17 protein-coding genes are annotated in these 17,127 nt (G+C 61.8%); 12 read left to right on the forward strand and 5 right to left on the reverse strand.

The window, feature by feature from the left end; all coding sequences use genetic code 11:
* Positions 1-19 precede the first annotated feature (19 nt).
* Positions 20-901 carry an NAD(P)-dependent oxidoreductase gene (locus tag R8L07_12225; protein MDW3206293.1) on the reverse strand — a complete coding sequence of 294 codons (882 nt, stop codon included), beginning with the start codon at positions 899-901 and terminating at the stop codon, positions 20-22.
* Between the two features lie 199 nt (positions 902-1,100).
* Here R8L07_12225 and R8L07_12230 point away from each other — a divergent pair, with 199 nt between their 5' ends.
* From R8L07_12230 to R8L07_12255, 6 genes are all read left to right on the forward strand, one after another.
* On the forward strand, positions 1,101-2,777 hold the full coding sequence (locus R8L07_12230) for a thiamine pyrophosphate-binding protein (protein MDW3206294.1): 1,677 nt from the start codon (positions 1,101-1,103) through the stop codon (positions 2,775-2,777).
* The gene (locus R8L07_12235; protein MDW3206295.1) at positions 2,774-3,952 is read left to right on the forward strand and encodes an FAD-binding oxidoreductase; all 1,179 of its coding nucleotides are present in this window, start codon (positions 2,774-2,776) and stop codon (positions 3,950-3,952) included. Before R8L07_12230 ends, R8L07_12235 begins: the two co-directional genes overlap by 4 nt.
* Before the next feature lie 3 nt (positions 3,953-3,955).
* Positions 3,956-4,585, forward strand: coding sequence for a LysE family translocator (locus tag R8L07_12240; protein ID MDW3206296.1), 630 nt, complete (start codon positions 3,956-3,958; stop codon positions 4,583-4,585).
* 139 nt (positions 4,586-4,724) lie between these two features.
* Entirely contained in the window at positions 4,725-5,012 is a 288-nt protein-coding gene (locus tag R8L07_12245; protein MDW3206297.1) for a hypothetical protein, read from the forward strand.
* A 179-nt stretch (positions 5,013-5,191) separates the two neighbouring features.
* The gene (locus R8L07_12250) at positions 5,192-6,064 is read left to right on the forward strand and encodes a 3-hydroxybutyryl-CoA dehydrogenase (protein MDW3206298.1); all 873 of its coding nucleotides are present in this window, start codon (positions 5,192-5,194) and stop codon (positions 6,062-6,064) included.
* Positions 6,065-6,138: 74 nt separating this feature from the next.
* Positions 6,139-6,996, forward strand: coding sequence for a DMT family transporter (locus R8L07_12255; protein ID MDW3206299.1), 858 nt, complete (start codon positions 6,139-6,141; stop codon positions 6,994-6,996).
* Here the strand turns inward: R8L07_12255 and R8L07_12260 are convergent.
* Both R8L07_12260 and R8L07_12265 read right to left on the reverse strand, forming a co-directional pair.
* Positions 6,974-8,926: a HAMP domain-containing sensor histidine kinase gene (locus R8L07_12260; protein MDW3206300.1), complete on the reverse strand. Its 1,953-nt coding sequence runs from the start codon at positions 8,924-8,926 to the stop codon at positions 6,974-6,976. The two genes, R8L07_12255 and R8L07_12260, sit on opposite strands and share 23 nt — an antisense overlap.
* Before the next feature lie 63 nt (positions 8,927-8,989).
* Positions 8,990-10,042 carry an amino acid ABC transporter substrate-binding protein gene (locus R8L07_12265; GenBank protein MDW3206301.1) on the reverse strand — a complete coding sequence of 351 codons (1,053 nt, stop codon included), beginning with the start codon at positions 10,040-10,042 and terminating at the stop codon, positions 8,990-8,992.
* 1,202 nt (positions 10,043-11,244) lie between these two features.
* On the opposite strand from R8L07_12265, the gene sdhC reads away from it, so the two are divergent.
* The 5 genes from sdhC (at position 11,245) to R8L07_12290 (ending at position 15,419) form a co-directional block, all read left to right on the forward strand.
* A complete protein-coding gene (sdhC, locus tag R8L07_12270; GenBank protein MDW3206302.1) occupies positions 11,245-11,631 on the forward strand; it encodes a succinate dehydrogenase, cytochrome b556 subunit in 387 nt (128 codons plus the stop codon).
* An 11-nt stretch (positions 11,632-11,642) separates the two neighbouring features.
* Positions 11,643-12,023, forward strand: a complete 381-nt coding sequence (gene sdhD, locus R8L07_12275) for a succinate dehydrogenase, hydrophobic membrane anchor protein (GenBank protein MDW3206303.1) — start codon at positions 11,643-11,645, stop codon at positions 12,021-12,023.
* Positions 12,024-12,063: 40 nt separating this feature from the next.
* Positions 12,064-13,857, forward strand: coding sequence for a succinate dehydrogenase flavoprotein subunit (gene sdhA / locus R8L07_12280; GenBank protein MDW3206304.1), 1,794 nt, complete (start codon positions 12,064-12,066; stop codon positions 13,855-13,857).
* Between the two features lie 29 nt (positions 13,858-13,886).
* On the forward strand, positions 13,887-14,669 hold the full coding sequence (locus R8L07_12285; GenBank protein MDW3206305.1) for a succinate dehydrogenase iron-sulfur subunit: 783 nt from the start codon (positions 13,887-13,889) through the stop codon (positions 14,667-14,669).
* Positions 14,670-14,816: 147 nt separating this feature from the next.
* Positions 14,817-15,419: an FMN-binding negative transcriptional regulator gene (locus R8L07_12290; GenBank protein ID MDW3206306.1), complete on the forward strand. Its 603-nt coding sequence runs from the start codon at positions 14,817-14,819 to the stop codon at positions 15,417-15,419.
* On the opposite strand, the gene R8L07_12295 is transcribed toward R8L07_12290, so the two are convergent.
* A complete protein-coding gene (locus R8L07_12295; GenBank protein MDW3206307.1) occupies positions 15,410-15,790 on the reverse strand; it encodes a hypothetical protein in 381 nt (126 codons plus the stop codon). The genes R8L07_12290 and R8L07_12295 overlap by 10 nt on opposite strands.
* 393 nt (positions 15,791-16,183) lie before the next feature.
* On the opposite strand from R8L07_12295, the gene R8L07_12300 reads away from it, so the two are divergent.
* Positions 16,184-16,582, forward strand: a complete 399-nt coding sequence (locus R8L07_12300; protein ID MDW3206308.1) for a hypothetical protein — start codon at positions 16,184-16,186, stop codon at positions 16,580-16,582.
* Positions 16,583-16,603: 21 nt separating this feature from the next.
* Here R8L07_12300 and R8L07_12305 read toward each other — a convergent pair whose 3' ends face one another.
* Positions 16,604-17,122, reverse strand: coding sequence for a hypothetical protein (locus tag R8L07_12305; protein MDW3206309.1), 519 nt, complete (start codon positions 17,120-17,122; stop codon positions 16,604-16,606).
* Positions 17,123-17,127: the final 5 nt, after the last annotated feature.

The raw sequence follows: 17,127 nt of genomic DNA on the forward strand, positions 1-17,127 counted from the left end.
AATTCCGGATGTGGGTACGTCAGGCACCGTTCCGGCGCATCAGTTCCAGGAAAACCGCACTCTGGTCCTTGTCGCCGTCCCCGTTCGCGACGGTGTCCTCATAAAGACCGGTCGTGACGCCGGATACGGGCAGGTCCAGTCCCAGGGTTGATGCGAAGGCCATTGCCGTCCGCAGATCCTTCAACTGATACTTCGAGAAGCCGCCCGGCGCCCAGTTCCCTTCGCACATGCGCAATCCATGTTGCTGCAGGATCGTTGAATCCGCGAACCCGCCCAGCAACGCCTGACGCACTGCGGCTGGGTCGGCGCCGCCACGCTGGGCAAAGATCAGGGCCTCCGCCACCGTGGCAAGCGTGTTGCCGACGATGATTTGGTTTGCCAGCTTGGCCAGTTGTCCGGCGCCGGCAGCCCCCACCAGCGTCGGGCGGCCCATGGCCTCGAAGGCCGGCCGCAGAGCTTCGAAATCCTCTTCCCGGCCGCCGGCCATGATCGCGAGGGTTGCTTCCATCGCGCCCTTCTCGCCGCCTGAAACCGGGGCGTCCAGATAGCCGATACCGCGTGCCGCCGCCCGTTCCGCCTGATCGCGGGCCGTTTCGACCGGGATGGACGACATCACGACCAGTCGACTGCCGGCTCTCATCGCCGGGAGGACCGGGGCGCCGTGATCACCCTGATCGTTCAACACATGATCACAGGTCGGGCCGTCGCTTAGCATCACGATGACCAGATCGGCCTTCCGCGCAGCCTCGGCGGCCGTTTCGGCGACGATAACGCCATCGGTCTTCAAGGCGTCCGATTTGCTGCGACTTCTGTTCCAGGCGGTGACGGTGAAGCCGTTCCTGACCAGGTTCCGTGCCATGGGCGCGCCCATGATGCCGGTGCCGATGAATGCAATCTGCATCGTTTAGACCATCCGTTTCGTCGTTCTGTGTCGTGTGGCGGGGACTGTGCGGCGATCGGGCATGTTTTTCCAGCCCCATTGCGGAGGCTGTTCCAAGGCATTTTCCGGCAGGCCGTCACAGCGCTTGCGAAGCCCCGCAGGGCGTGACTAGTCTGCGCGAACCAACACATATGACCATCAATCGAAGGAATGACGCGAAATGACTTCCGCGGCGCGAGGTGACTCTCGGCACGGTGGCCGGATATTGGCCGACCAATTGAAAATTCAGGGCTGCGACCGGGTCTTCCTCGTGCCAGGAGAGAGCTATCTGGCAGTGCTGGACGGCCTGTATGATGTGCCGGAAATCCAGCCTGTGGTCTGTCGGCAGGAAGGCGGCGCGGCGATGATGGCCGATGCCTACGGTAAACTGACCGGCCGTCCCGGGATCTGCTTCGTAACCCGCGGGCCGGGCGCGACCAATGCCTCGGCCGGGGTCCATATCGCCTTCCAGGATTCGACGCCGATGATCCTGTTCATCGGCCAGGTCGGCCGCGACATGGTCGATCGGGAGGCGTTTCAGGAGGTTGATTATCGTCAGATGTTCGCGCCGCTGGCCAAATGGGCGGCGCAGATCGACAGCGTTGAGCGCATCCCCGAGTACATCAGCCACGCCTATCATGTCGCGATGTCGGGCCGACCGGGACCGGTCGTCCTGGCACTGCCGGAAGACATGCTCACGGAAGTGGCCGAAGTCGCGGATGCCAAACCCGCCAATCCCGGATATGCCAAGCCGAATGCCGACGACATGGCGGCCTTTGCCGACATGCTGGCACAGGCCGAACGGCCGATGATGGTCCTGGGAGGCCCGGGCTGGAGCGATGACGCCCGCAAGTCGGCGGAAGCGTTCAGCAGCCGCACCGGCCTTCCGGTTTGTACCTCGTTCCGGGCTCAGGATTACTTCGACAACGATCATGCGCATTACGCCGGACATAGCGGCATCGGGCCCATTCCCAGCCTCGGCGAGGCGATCCGCGAGGCGGATCTGCTGATCGTTGTCGGCGCGCGGATGGGGGAAATGACCTCCGGCGGCTATACGCAGATGGCGATTCCCAACCCGCAGCAGACGCTGATTCACGTTCACCCGGACGGATCGGAACTGGGGCGTGTCTATCGTCCGGACCTTGCGATTGTCGCGTCGACATCGGCCTTTGCAGCGGCCCTGGATCAGGTCGAACTGTCCGGTGCCCGGCTGGATCCGACACGCACCGCGGCGTTGAACAAGGGATATCGCGACAGCCTGACGCCCCTGCCGACACCGGGCGACGTCCGGATGGAAGATGTTCTGGCGCATGTCGCCGACACTCTGCCGCCGGACGCAATTGTCACCAATGGCGCCGGGAACTACGCCGGCTGGGTGCATCGCTATTACCGGTTCCGTACCTACCGGACGCAGTTGGCACCGACTTCCGGCTCCATGGGATACGGGATGCCCGCCGCTGTCGCGGCCAAGCTGACTGCACCGGATCGTGAAGTCATCTGCTTCGCGGGCGACGGCTGCTTCATGATGCACGGTCAGGAATTGTCCACGGCGGCGCGACATGACCTGGATCTGACGGTGATCGTCTCGAACAACGGCACCTACGGAACCATCCGCATGCATCAGGAGCGGGAATACCCGAACCGAGTGTCCGGAACGGACCTCAGCAACCCCAATTTTGCCAAGCTGGCGGAGGCATACGGGGCGCTGGGCATCCGCGTCGAAAAGTCGGAGGACTTTCCGGATGCCTTCGCGAAGGCGCGGGCGCATAAGGGGCCGGCCCTGATCGAACTGATGACTTCTGCGGAAGCGATTTCGGTCTCCACAACGATCACCAAACTGCGCGAGCGCGCGAAATGACCGATGTCGTCGTCATCGGCGGCGGCGTCATCGGCAGCGCGATCGCCTACTTCCTGGCCCGTGATCCGGCCTTCGACGGTCGGGTCACGGTTGTCGAGAAGGACCCGACTTACGAGTTCAGCACCTCCGCCCGGTCTGTCGCATCGATCCGACAGCAGTTCTCGACCGCGGAAAACGTGGCCATATCGCGCTATGGTTATGCCTTCCTGAAGGACGTCGGCACCCATTTGGCCGTGGAGGGCGACGCGCCGGACATTCAGTTTCGCGATGGCGGATATCTATTCCTGGGGGAGGAAGCCCACCGGGAATCCTTCGACCGGACCCTGACGATTCAGCGGGACGGCGGGGCAGAGATTGACCGCATCGAGGGGAGCGACGCGATTGGTGCCCGCTTTCCCTGGATGAATGCGGACGATCTTGCCCTGGCCCATCTGGGCCTGTCGCAGGAAGGCTGGTTCGATGGGTATGCCCTGATGCGGGCGTTTCGCCGCAAGGCTTCGTCGCTCGGTGTCACCTATCTCGACCGGGAAGTGGTGTCCATGGACCGCACCGGCGACAGGATCGATGCGGTTGTCCTGAATGACGGGCAAAGGCTGTCCGCGGGCGTCTTCGTCAATGCGTCCGGCGGGCGCGCACGCTGGACGGCGGAAATGGCCGGGATCGACGGGTTGCCGGTTTCGCCGCGCAAGCGCTGCGTCTTCTACTGCGAAACACGGGAGACGATCCCCCAGGGACTGCTGGTCATCGACAGCAGCGGCACGTATTTCCGTGCCGAGGGAAAAGGGTTTCTGTGCGGTCGTTCACCCGGCCCCGGGGAGGAAGACCCCGAGAACACCGACTACGACGTCGACTACAGCCAGTTCGAGGAGTATCTCTGGCCGACGCTGGCGCACCGCGTGCCGGCTTTCGAGGCGATCAAGCAGGTTTCGGCCTGGGGTTGCCACTACGCCATGTGTCTTCTGGATGCCAACGCAATTCTGGGACCCCACCCTGAAGTCGCGAACTTCATCTTCGCCAATGGATTCAGCGGGCACGGCATGCAGCAGGCACCGGCCGTCGGCCGGGGGCTGGCGGAATGGATCATTTACGGTCAGTATCGCAGTCTGGATCTCTCGCCATTCGGGTATGAGAGGATTTTGGCGGGCCGCCCGCTGGAAGAGACGGAGGTAATTTAGGTCATGGTGAACACCGAACTCTATGTGGCGTTCTGCCTTGCCTCGGTCCTGTTGATCCTGATGCCTGGGCCCGTGGTCACCCTGGTGATTGCCACGAGCCTCAAACGCGGCACCCCCTATGGCATGGCGACCATGCTGGGCGCGAATGTCGGAACCGGGGTCCTGCTGGTCGCCGGCGCCATCGGCATGACCACGGTACTGGCCCTGCTGTCGGATGTTTTCGATATCGTCCGCCTGGCCGGTGCAGCCTATCTGATTTATCTGGGGATCAAGGAATGGCGGTCGCGCGGTACGGTTCTGGACGAGGGACAGGCGGATCGGAAGCGCGGCATTTCAGCCTTGTTCGGCTATGGGTTCCTGGCCGGCATCACCAATCCGAAGACCATCATCTTCTATGCGGCGTTTTTTCCGCAATTCGTGGATCCGTCCCTGGCCGCTGGCCCGCAGCTGGCAATCATGACGGCGTCGATGCTGGGGATCGCGCTGGTCTGCGATAGCGGCTATGCCGTTCTGGCAGGTCGGGTACGCCCGTTCATGCAGGATGCCCAGCGCGCCCTGATTCGCGCGCGGATCACCGGTACCCTGCTGATCGTGACAGGCGTTGGCCTCGCCCTGGCGCGACGCGATAGCTGATTGGGCAGGAACTGCGCCGATATCGGTTGCCGATGGTCCCATGTCGGGATGGTCTCGGGCCTTCCATAGCGATCGGGTCGGGCCTATATTGGCGCAGCCGCCGGCACCGCAGGCGCAGTCGACTTCCAGGAGGGGTAGCATGTCGAAATTTGGGAAAGCCGTTCTGTTCTCCGCCGCAGTGACGATCGGGGGCATGATCGCCGGCGCCGCCAACGCGCAATCCGATGAAGACACCGCCCGCGATGTGCCGGGACGCTATGTCGTCGTGGAAACCGACAATGGACCGGTCATGCTCGATTCCGCGTTCGGCCGGACGTGGATCATGGTGAAGGACGGCGACGGTTTCGTCTGGCGTCGGGTCTTCCTGGAATCGCAATCGGACGTGCCGGCCGGGATGGTGCGCCGCCCGCCGAAACTGAAGAACTGACGCCAAGGGGCGGCAGCCCCGGAACCGTAACACATCGACGGCGGTCAAATCGTCGCGATCTAATCCGCCCATGACTCTTGCATTACAATTCCGACCGGCTCAAAGTTGCACCGCAACATAGAATGGACCGGGACCCGAAACGGAGGTTCCGGCCGGGTCATGCGGGAAAGGAGGCGGCGATGTTCAAGACCATCGGCGTCATAGGGGCGGGCCAGATGGGTCATGGCATCGCCCACGCGTCGGCGCTTGCCGGTGCGGAAATAAGACTGATCGACATTTCGGAAGACATCCTTGCGGATGCGTTGTCCCGGATTCGTGCCTTCATGGAGAAGCAGGCGGGGCGGGGCATGATCGAGGCGTCAGAGATCGAACCCGCCCTTGCCCGGATCAGGACCGGCACCGATTACGCGCTGCTTTCCGATTGCGACATGGTGATCGAAAGCGCGACGGAGAACGAAAGCACCAAGCGCGAGATCCTGAAGCGGGCCATCGAGCACATGCCGCCGGATGCGCTGTTGTCGACCAATACGTCGTCGATCTCGATCACACGGCTGGCCGCCAACACCGACCGGCCCGAAAAGTTCTGCGGTTGCCACTTCATGAACCCGGTACCCGCCATGCCGCTGGTCGAACTGATCCGGGGACTGGCAACGACCGACGAGACTTTCGAGAAGTTTCGCGCCTATGCCGAAGGTCTTGGGAAAACTGTCGCCGTATCCGAGGATTTTCCAGGCTTCATCGTGAACCGCATCCTGTTGCCGATGATCAACGAGGCGATCTATACGCTGTATGAAGGCGTGGGTACCGTCACCGCGATCGACACGGCGATGAAACTCGGCACCCGCCATCCCCTGGGGCCGCTGGAACTGGCGGATTTCATCGGGCTGGATACGTGTCTGGCGATCCTTTCGGTGCTGCATGGCGATCTGGCGGACGCCAAGTATCGGCCCTGTCCGTTGCTCGTGAAATATGTCGAAGCCGGATGGCTTGGGGTCAAGACCGGCCGAGGGTTCTACGATTACGGCGAGGACACGCCACGGCCGACGCGTTAGGCACCGGTTCAGTGGCAGGAAATCCGTTATCGGGCGCCGGGGCGAAAGGCCCGTCTCACAGGACGGCGATCGTCATGGCGGTGGTTGGTCTGATAGCTGTCAGCCATGCCGTGATTTTCATACGCTGGGCGGGCGACGCGCCGGCTTTGCTGATCGCGGCGATGCGGGTTGCCATCGGCACCGCGGTTTTCCTGCCCTTTGCTTTCCGGGGTATTTCCCCCGTTGCGTCGAATGTCGGGCGCGCGCGGGTTCTCTCCCTGGTGTCGGGTCTTTTTCTGGCATTGCATTTCGGTGCGTGGATCGAATCCGTTCAGCGTCTGACCATTGCCGAAAGCGCCGTTCTGGTGAGCCTGTCGCCGGTATGGCTGGTGGTGTTCGATGTCGTGACTGGGAAGGGCTGGCCCGACCGGCGCACGCTGACCGGCGTCGTCCTATGCCTGGCCGGCACGGTCCTGTTGGGACTGGACGGGCTGACGCGGCCGTCCGGGGATCCGGTCGGGCTGGCGCTTGCGGTGATCGGCGGTATTGCAATGGCCGGTTACCTGGCGATCGGACGTCAGGTTCGGCCGGTCCTGCCGACCGCCCAGTATGTCAGCATCTGCTACGGGACGGCGGCTTTGGCCCTGGCGGCCGTGGGCGCGGCGACCGGCATCGTTATCACCGGTCTGCCGATGGACGCCTGGCTGGCAATGCTGGCGCTCGGGCTGGTCAGCCAGGTTTTGGGACACACATCCTACAATTTTGCGCTGATCCGGCTTTCGCCCGTCTTCGCATCGATCTGCCTGTTGGGGGAGCCGATCTTCGGGACCGTGCTGGGGCTGGTCTATCTGGGCGAGGCCGTTCCCGCGGCAACATTGGTCGGTGGGGTTCCGATCCTGGTGGGGATCTGGCTGTCGCTTCAGGCGGAGGTCAGGCGTTCGCCGCGCGAATGACTTCCTGCGGCTGGCCCCGGCTGTCGTCCGTCGCAATGGGGAAGCGCACGGTTACCCTAGTTCCGACGCCTTTCTCGCTATCCAGCGAGACGGAACCGCCGTGCATCCGGACCAGGGATTCGACGATCGCCAGCCCCAGCCCCGTGCCCCCGGCAGGTCGGATATAGCTGTCCGTTTCCTGATGGAACGGCTGCAGGACTCTGCTCAGATGTTCCTTGCTGATGCCGATCCCCTTGTCCTCCACCTCGATCCGAACCAACCCGCCTTCCAGGGCTGCCGCGACACGGATTGCCGTCCGTTCAAAGGCAAACTTGCAGGAGTTGGTCATCAGGTTCAGCAGAACCTGCCGGAAAGCGGTCCGGTCGGCCATGACTTCGACCTCCGGGGCGATGTCGATGTCCAGTGTCAGGGCGCGTCGTTCCAGTTGCAGGTGGATTAATTTCTCCAGCGATTCCACTTCCTGAAGCACCGGTACACGGTTCAGGGCCAGCTTGCGTTCCCCGGCCTCGATCTTGGAGTAGTCGAGCAACTGATTGATCAGTTCCAGCAGGTGACGCCCGCTGTCGTTGATGTCGCCGGCATATTCCAGGTTCCGCTCGGCATCGGTATGCCCGGAACCGATCAGTTCCGAGAACCCGATGATGGCATTCAGGGGCGTTCGGAGTTCATGGCTCATATTGGCCAGGAAAATGGATTTGGCGCGGTTGGCGGCTTCGGCCTGTTCGGCCAGACGCTCCGCCTCCTCCTTGGCCCGGCGCAGGCTTCGTTCGCGTTCGGCGACCGCTTCGGCAAAAAAGGCCGCTGCCTGTCCGATATCGCCGATCTCGTCATGCCCGTCGACCGGGATGGGAACGGGGCGGCCGCTGACCCGGGCGATCAGGGCCTCGCGCAGGGTGCTGAGACGCCGAATGATGCGGGTCCGTACATAGAGCGACAGGCCGATGACCGCTGCGACGCAGAGGACCATGACCCCCACCAGCAGCAGCCATTTCGAATAGGCCGCTTCCGCAAAGGAGAGGCTATTGGCGAGAGTTTCTTCGCGAAGCAACAGAGTGAGGTCCGCCACAGAGCCGACAAAGCGATTGGCCAGGAATTTGTTGGCGTTCAGCAACCCGTCCTGCCGGCGCAGCAGGGTCAGTTGCGCCTTTACCAGACCGAAGATGCCGCGCTCTCCTTCGATCAGCCAGCGAGCCTCGCCTTGCAGGGATTGCAACTGGGTGATGAGGTCTCGCGACAGATCTGCGTCCGACAGGATTTCCGGATCGGTGGCCTCGTTCAGTGCGTCGTTTGCCCGCTGATGCGCCTGTTCAACCAGGATATCGGCACTTAGGGTGGGAACCGACAGCACTTCGGTGAGCGCGCGATCCATGGGCTGGTACCAGGCACGGTGTAGGGCGCCACTGACGGCATCGCCGCTGGAGGCTTGCAGTTCAAGGGCCGCATGAGTGGTCCGAAGACGCTGCACGATTGCGCGCGCGGTGGCGTAGGTTTCCTCCATTCGTGCATCGATCAGAATCCGCTCGGCAACGGTCTGATCCAGCCCATCCAGGTTTTCTTCCAGGGCATCGCGGCTCTGCCGGATGCGCTGAATGAGTTCGTCAAACCGTGGCCTAGTGTGCACATAGCCCTGCAATTCGTCGAGATACCCGTCGAGTAACCGCAGTTGATCGTTGATCCGGTGGTTCACCGATTGTTGCCGGAAGGTGGAATCAACCGCTGCCAGAGCCGGGGCCGTCGATGCGATCGCCTGTGCCGTCTGCCCGATGCGCGAGGCGGAGATCAGCTCTGGAACGGTCTGCGTCGACATCTCGTCATAGCCGACGCGCATCTTGTCGAAACTGTCCAGCGCAGCCAGCAGCGCCCCGCAGGTTACGAGGCCAAGCAGCGAGATGGCGGCGATCAGCCGGACGGATATCAGGGACCAACGCATGGTGCGGCTCAGCGCTTCCTTACGAGCTTAATGGAGCGCCGGCCCCACCGACCGCCGCTTCGATCACCGCAGCGGCGGAGCATAGAGAAGTCCACCGTCCCGCCATAGGGCGTTCAACCCGCGATCCAGCATCATAGAGGATTCCCGACCCAGTGTACGGTCGAATATCTCGGCATAGGACCCGACCTGTTTCAGGCCTTCATAGGCCCAGCGGTCCGAGAGGCCCAGTCGTTCGCCAAGGCCGGGATCGGATCCCAGAAGTCTGCGGATCTCAGGGTTCGTGGATGATTGGAAAGTATCGACCGTGGCGGATGTGATCCCCATTTCTTCGGCGGCGAACGTCGCGTAGACGCTCCATTGGACAATATCGAACCATTTCTGGTCATCCTGCCGGACCGCCGGCCCCAGTGGTTCTTTTGAGATCACATTGGGGAACAGGATGTAGTCGTCTGGATTTCCGGCGCGGTTCAACCGCTGGGACACCAGCGCTACGCGATCCTGGGTCATCAGATCGCAATCCCGGGAAAAGAAGGAATCGTAGACGCCTTCGATGGATTGAAACGGAACGACCTCCACGGGTAACCCAAGTCTTTCGACCAGATCACGCAGATTGACGATGGTTGTCGTGCCTTCGCTGACGCAGACGGTCGCATGGTCCAGTTTCGCGAGATCCCGGAGATTGCGTGCGCCGATCGAGGCGTGGGCGAGAAACCCCTGCCCGTCGTAGAAAAGCGGGTGCGTGAAACTGAGCGCGAGGTCGGTGTCACGGGTCAGGGTCCAGGTGGTGTTTGCCATCAGCACGTCGAATTCGCGCGAATTCAAGGCATCAAAACGCACCACGTAGTTCACTTCGATAAATTCGACGGCGTCCGCGCTGCCCAGAACGGAGGCGGCGAGAAAGCGGCAAAATTCCGGAAAGAAACCCTGCCAGCGGCCGCTGCCGTCCAGTTCCGACAGCCCGATCCCGCTGTTGATGACGCCACAGCGCAGCAACCCCCTGTCGCGGATTTCGGACAACGTGTCCGCAGCTGCCGGTCCCGACGGTACCGGGAGGAGGGCCATTGTGACGACCAAACCGCACACCAGGACCAATCGACGGAACAGGTTCTTGGCCATGCACGCCTCGACGGAAAGGGAAGTATGGAAGGGTAGAGAAAACGCCATGATGCCAATCAAACAGGGATTGGATAATAAACCGTTAACGTCTGTCGATTTTTCTTTTGGAATCAAAAAGAAAACGGGCGCCCGGCCAATGACGGCCGAGCGCCCGATTTGTCGGATCGCACCCGGTCGAAAGGGGCGTGCCGAACGGCCGTCCCGCTTTCGGTCAGCGACCCGGACTGCAAGCAGCCCGGATCAGCGATCCGGTGACGCGAGCGAGGCTCCGATCCGCCGGCCTGACAAGGCGTCTGGCGTCACCCGTCGGGGCGGTGCCGGATCGGCCGAAGCGGATCGCGGCAAACGGAGCCTCCGGGAGCCGAAACCCCCTCGCGTCGGCGCAGTGTCGATCGGCAGGCTTGCCAACCGCTTCAACCCGTCCGAACCATAGTCCCGGTCACCCTGGCAAAGCACCTGGTCGCCGGTCCGGTCCGGGCCGCCCGCACCGGAACCCGAAGATTCGCGAGCGGGCCGCAGCCGCATCCTCCGCAGCGCCTTCCGGATGCAAGCACCGTCCCGGTTGCCCGTTCCGGCGCAAGCCCGTCCGGCCTGCATTCGACCCTGCCAAGACCTGGCGTCAGCACCCGAAAGCGCTTCCGCAAACCTGGGGGGGCCGTGCCGCGGGACCCGGTCCTGGCGAACCTGATCCCATCGACCCCGCGTCATTTCGTCTAAAGCGCCGTTATCTGAAAGACACCGGCAAGCTCGATCCGAAAAACGCGAAATGGCCGTAACATCTGCGTTGATAAAACTGTGCGTTCGATGTACTGATCTGTCCAGTCAAAAGTAATGATGTCGTCAAAAAAGTTGTTGAGTAGATTTTTATTTTTGAACAATTTGGTAACAACTTGTTCACAGACTTATCCACAGGCCGTGACAACCGTTTGAAACTACGGTGGCTTTTTCCACCATTTCTGCGATGAATTGCCGCTCCGGTTCATGTTGCGCCGCGAAAAATTTTGACAGAAGGGCCGGACGGCTTAGTCTAGCCGTCGGTGCCGCTCATACTATATTCGGTGCCGCAGATCCGGCGGTTCGCTTCGGGAGGCCCTTATCGCGGGGGCACTTCTCCGGAACTTTCCCGGGCATACGGGGACCGCTGCAAAACGAGACAATGGGCGCCGCACGAATGTCCGCGGCGAGGAAAGGCAGTAGGGGTGATGAGCTCGCAGGAAAGACCGCTTTCCCCGCATCTTCAGGTCTATCGTTGGCAATGGACGATGGCGTATTCGATTCTGCACCGCGCCACGGGCGTGGCGCTTGGCGTCGGGACGCTGCTGCTCGTCTGGTGGCTGGTGGCCCTGTCGAGCGGTCCGGAAGCCTTCGAAACCGTCCAGGCCGTGATCGGCAGTGTCATTGGCCGACTCGCGCTGTTCGGATGGACGTTCGCTCTGTTTTATCATCTGGCGAATGGCATCCGTCACCTGGTCTGGGACACCGGCCATGGTTTCGATCTGGAAACCGCGGCCCGTTCGGGCCATGCCGTTCCGATCGCCGCTGCCATCCTGACGATCCTGTCCTGGGTCGTCGGCTACGCCGCACTTTAGGGAGACCCGCCATGAGCCTGAAATCGCCTCTCGGCAAGGTTCGGGGCCTCGGCTCCGCCAAGGACGGAACCCATCACTGGTGGGCCCAGCGGGTGACCGCGGTGGCCCTGGTGCCGCTGACGCTCTGGTTTGTCTATGCCGCGCTGTCGCTGGCCGGATCGGATTTCGCGACCGCTTCCGCATGGCTGGCAAGTCCGTTCAATGCGATCGCGATGCTGCTGCTGATCATTGCGACATTCCACCACCTGCATCTGGGTTTGCAGGTCGTGGTCGAGGACTATGTTCATGCGGAAGGCACCAAGATCGCGGTAATGCTGGCTATCAAGCTGGGCGTGTTCGCGTTGGCCATCGCGTCCGGCTTCGCCGTACTCAAAGTCGCCTTTACCGCATAACGAGCTGTTTGCGGGAAAACCCGAACAAGGGATCCTAGTCATGAGTGACGCATACAAAGTCATCGACCACACCTATGATGTGGTTGTCGTAGGGGCGGGCGGCGCCGGGTTGCGCGCGACGTTCGGCCTCGCCGAAAAGGGGCTGAAGACCGCTTGTATCACGAAAGTCTTCCCGACCCGGTCGCACACCGTTGCCGCGCAGGGCGGCATTTCCGCCTCGCTGGGCAATATGGGCCCGGATGACTGGCGCTGGCACATGTACGACACCGTGAAAGGGTCGGACTGGCTGGGCGATCAGGATGCCATCGAGTACATGGTCCGCGAAGCTGTGCCCGCGATCATCGAACTGGAACATTACGGCGTGCCGTTCTCCCGCACCGAGGACGGCAAGATCTATCAGCGCCCGTTCGGCGGAATGACGACAAAATTCGGTGAAGGACCACCGGCCCAGCGTACCTGCGCCGCCGCCGACCGGACCGGCCATGCCATCCTGCACACGCTGTACCAGCAGTCGCTGAAGAACGATGCCGAATTCTTTATCGAGTATTTCGCCATCGATCTGCTGATGGATGAGGACGGTGCCTGCCGCGGTGTGCTGGCCTGGAACCTGGACGACGGGACGTTGCATCGCTTCGCCGCCAAACAGGTGGTGCTGGCGACCGGCGGATACGGTCGCATCTATTTCTCCGCCACTTCCGCCCATACCTGCACCGGCGATGGCGGCGGGATGGTTCTGCGTGCCGGCCTGCCGCTTCAGGACAGCGAGTTCGTGCAGTTCCACCCGACCGGCATCTATGGCGCCGGCTGCCTGATCACCGAGGGGGTTCGCGGCGAAGGCGGGTATCTGACCAATTCCGAAGGCGAGCGCTTCATGGAGCGATACGCGCCATCGGCCAAGGATCTCGCCAGCCGGGATGTCGTTTCCCGCTCCATGACCATGGAGATCCGTGAGGGGCGCGGCGTCGGTCCGAAGAACGACCATATCCACCTGCATCTCGAACATCTGGCCCCGGAGGTCATTCACGACCGACTGCCGGGTATCGCCGAGACCGCGAAGATTTTCGCCGGTGTGGACGTGACCAAGGAACCGATCCCCGTCATCCCGACCTGCCACTACAATATGGGCGGCATCCAGACCAACTATCACGGCGAAGTGCTGACCCTGAAGGACGGCGATCCCAACACGCCGGTGCCGGGGCTGATGGCCGCGGGCGAAGCGGCTTGCGTGTCGGTGCATGGCGCCAACCGTCTTGGGTCCAATTCGTTGCTAGATCTGGTGGTCTTCGGGCGGGCGGTCGCGAACCGTTGCGCTGAAACGGTGGACCCGAACGAAAAGACCCGTCCGCTGGACGACAATGCGGCCGAAGCGGCGATCGAGCGGTTCGACGCGTTGCGTCATGCCAAGGGGTCGACCACGACCGCCGAGCTGCGGGCCGAAATGCAGCGGATCATGCAGAACAACTGCGCGGTCTTCCGCACCGGTGAGGTCCTGCAGGAAGGTGTCGAGGAGCTGAAGAAAGTCTGGGCCGCCAAGGACGACATCAAGGTCTCCGACCGCGGCATGGTCTGGAATTCGGATCTGGTGGAAACACTGGAGTTCGAAAACCTGATCGGCCAGGCAATGGTCACCATCGTCGGCGCCGAAAACCGCAAGGAAAGCCGTGGTGCCCAGGCCCGCGAGGACTATCCGGATCGCAATGACAAGGAATGGATGAAGCATACACTGGCCTGGCTCAACGAGGACGGCTCGGTGAAGCTGGACTATCGCCCGGTCATGATGCAGCCGATGTCGAACGACGTGAAGGCCATTCCGCCGAAAGCGCGTGTGTACTGAGACCCGGCGGTCAGGAAGGATATTGAGACATGGCTGAATTCGCACTTCCCGCCAATTCGAAGATCGGCAAGGGCAAGACCTGGCCGTCGACGGATGCCGGCAAACGCATCAAGAAGTTCAACATCTACCGCTGGAACCCGGATGACAGCGACAATCCGGTGGTCGATACCTATGAGGTCGACCTAGACGAATGCGGGCCGATGGTTCTGGATGCGCTGATCAAGATCAAGAACGAAGTCGACCAGACGCTGACTTTCCGGCGGTCCTGCCGGGAAGGCATCTGCGGTTCCTGCGCGATGAATATCGACGGCACCAACACGCTGGCCTGCACCAAGTTCATCGACGATGTCGACAAGGATGTGAACATCTATCCGCTGCCGCATATGAAGGTAGTCAAGGATCTGGTGCCCGACCTGAACAATGCCTACGCGCAGCTGGCGTCGGTCGAGCCGTGGCTGAAATCCAAGACACCGCCGCCGCCGGACAAGGAACGCCTGCAGACACCGGAAGACCGGAAGAAGCTGGATGGGCTTTATGAGTGCATCCTGTGTTTCTCCTGTGCCACGTCCTGCCCCAGCTACTGGTGGAACAGCGACCGATATTTGGGCCCGGCGGTTCTGCTGCAGGCCTATCGCTGGCTGATCGACAGCCGCGACGAGGCGACCGGCGAGCGTCTGGACAATCTGGAGGATCCGTTCCGGCTCTACCGCTGCCACACCATCATGAACTGCTCCAAGACCTGCCCGAAGGGCCTGAACCCGGCCAAGGCGATTGCGGAGATCAAGAAGATGATGATCGCGCGCCAGGGCTGACCGGGCGCAGATCCCGAAACCAGAAAGCCCCCGACATCGTGTCGGGGGCTTTTTTGGTGGCATGGGCGATTATTTGTAAATGTCCCTGTTGCGGCGGACCGGAACCCGATACGTCCTGCGTGCCGCGCGCGTATGGAGAAGTACCAAATGTTCATTCCCGAAATGTTCCGGCTGTCCGATCCGGAGGACATCCGTTCCATCATCGATGACTACGGCTTCGGCTATCTGATCAGTACTGCCGGGCCGGATGCCTTTCCGATGATCACCGCCATTCCGATGCTGTATGCCGATGGTACCCTGTACGGGCATGTCGCCCGGCCCAATCCGCATGCGAAACTGTTCGATGGGATGCATCCCAGCCGCGCCCTGTTTCAGGGCCCCCATGGCTATGTCTCGCCGACCTGGTATCCCAGCCCGGAGGCCTCCGTTCCGACCTGGAACTACGTTGCCGCGGTCGCGGAGGGTCGACCGGAAAGGGTCGAGGATGCAGAAACCGTTCAATGGATTCTGGCGGAAACCGCACGACAGTATGAAGGGAATGACGGCTGGTCGCCATCCGCCACCAAGCCTGGCTATATCGAGGGCATGATGCGCGGCATCGTGGCGTTTCGGATGCCGGTAGAGCGATTGCTGGGCAAGGCGAAGCTGTCCCAGAACAAGACGCAGGATGTGCGCGACACGGTGATCCGTGAACTCGATGAGCGCGGTGAAGCGGCCCTGGCTGCCGCGATGCGCCGCGACTATTCCTGAGGTTGAAGCGTACCTGTCCCGGGGACGGATGGCATGCCGGGGTCGGGCAGGTAGGGAATGACCTGCCTGTAGCGATTGCCCGTCGGCGCCGAAGGGCCGGCCGCGGGTGCGATATCGTTCACGCGTTCGGCCTCCAGCGGATAAGTCACATACGGATCCGGCATCGCAAACACCGCGATCAGGGCGCCGCAAATCAACAGGGCCGAAATGCCCAGAACAAACCAGCCGGACTCGCTGATTCCGCGGCCTTTCGACGAGGCGTTGGGACCGCCGACGCCATCGGCCATGCCGACAGACCCGCGATTCAATCCGCGTTCCTTCAGCGCATCGTCCAGCTCTCGCCGGGGCTTACGTAGATACGGGCTCGTCATGGCTTATCGACTTTGAACGCCGCGTATGGACCCCCTTGCGCGGCCGTTTCCCCCTGTTCAAAGGCGCGGGTTTATACCATAAGTCGATGTGTTGCGGAACCGTGAATCCTCCCCGTTGTAAACTCCTGTTTGCAAGGAATGAATCCCGGATTAGGGCTGCGAGGCCGTGGAAGAATGTTTCAAGCGCCTTCGGTACTCTGAAATGCAGGTCTAAAGGACAATCTCCTCAAGCGTGTCTGATTGTGTTGCTTTTGGAACAACTGATCGGACTGATTGAATCCATCCATTTGCACGTTTCGTCGCGGGGTGCCTTTTCTGAAACCGGCGCAGGCAGTAGACTCCAACCGGTATTTGCGCCGCCCAATCGGGCGGTTTGATTTCAGGAGATCAGGCATGAAAAACTCGGTAGTGGCTTTCCTTCTAGGTGTCGTCGTGACGGCATCGGCTCTGATCCCGCATCACCCCGTCCCCGCCGCCGAGGAAGGCGCTGTTCTCTACTACGACATGGGCGCGGCCCAGGTGCAGTTCGAAACGGAAAATTGTGGCCTTCGGACGCTTCTGGTCGCCTATCAGATTGAACATACCAGCGACCAGCAGATTCCCAGAATCTCTGCGTACAAACCAAAAGTCGAATCTGTCGTTTTCAACGCTCTTAGCGAGTACCTGATGACCAAAAAAGACCCGCGCGCCGGGGCGGTGCAGCGGGTCATCAAGCGTGCCATTCAGAGAACACTGGGCGAGGATATCGTTCAGGACGTTCTGATCACCGACATCCAGCAGATTGATCTCTGAGCCCTGAAGGTGATCCGACCGTCACGCGTGGCGGTCCAGAAGGCAGGGGGCGTCGCGGCCACGTCGTAAGGTCAGGGATCCCGATTCCCCGTCCCCATCGCTTGCCCAGACTCCGCTCAGGAACAGCATGTCGGTGTGGAACCGGCCTTCGAACTTTCCGTCTGATACGAAGCTGTCGCTGGTGGCGTTGCGTTCCCACATGATGAAGGTGCCGGCGGCGGGGTCGAAGATCATCTCGGCTTCGACGAAATCGACATCGTCGTTCACGCCGGTGACATATCGCGTCACGCCTTCCAGTCTGACCCGACCGTCGGGCAGCGCGTCGGCTGAGTTGAACACAAGCTGCATGCATTGCAGCGCGGCGTTACCGAGAGATCGCTCAGAATCCCAGATGAAATAGCCGCTATAGGCATTTCCGGGTTCCAGGGTCGCCACGGGGTCCGGCACGGTCCGACAGGCTGCGGTGATCACCAGAGCGGCGGCACAGGAAAGACGAGCCACCGTCATAAGGATCGAATGTCGCCAGGAAACGGCCCGCATTGGCC

Source organism: Alphaproteobacteria bacterium (genome assembly GCA_033344895.1).
Lineage (GTDB): Bacteria > Pseudomonadota > Alphaproteobacteria > UBA8366 > Aestuariispiraceae > Pacificispira.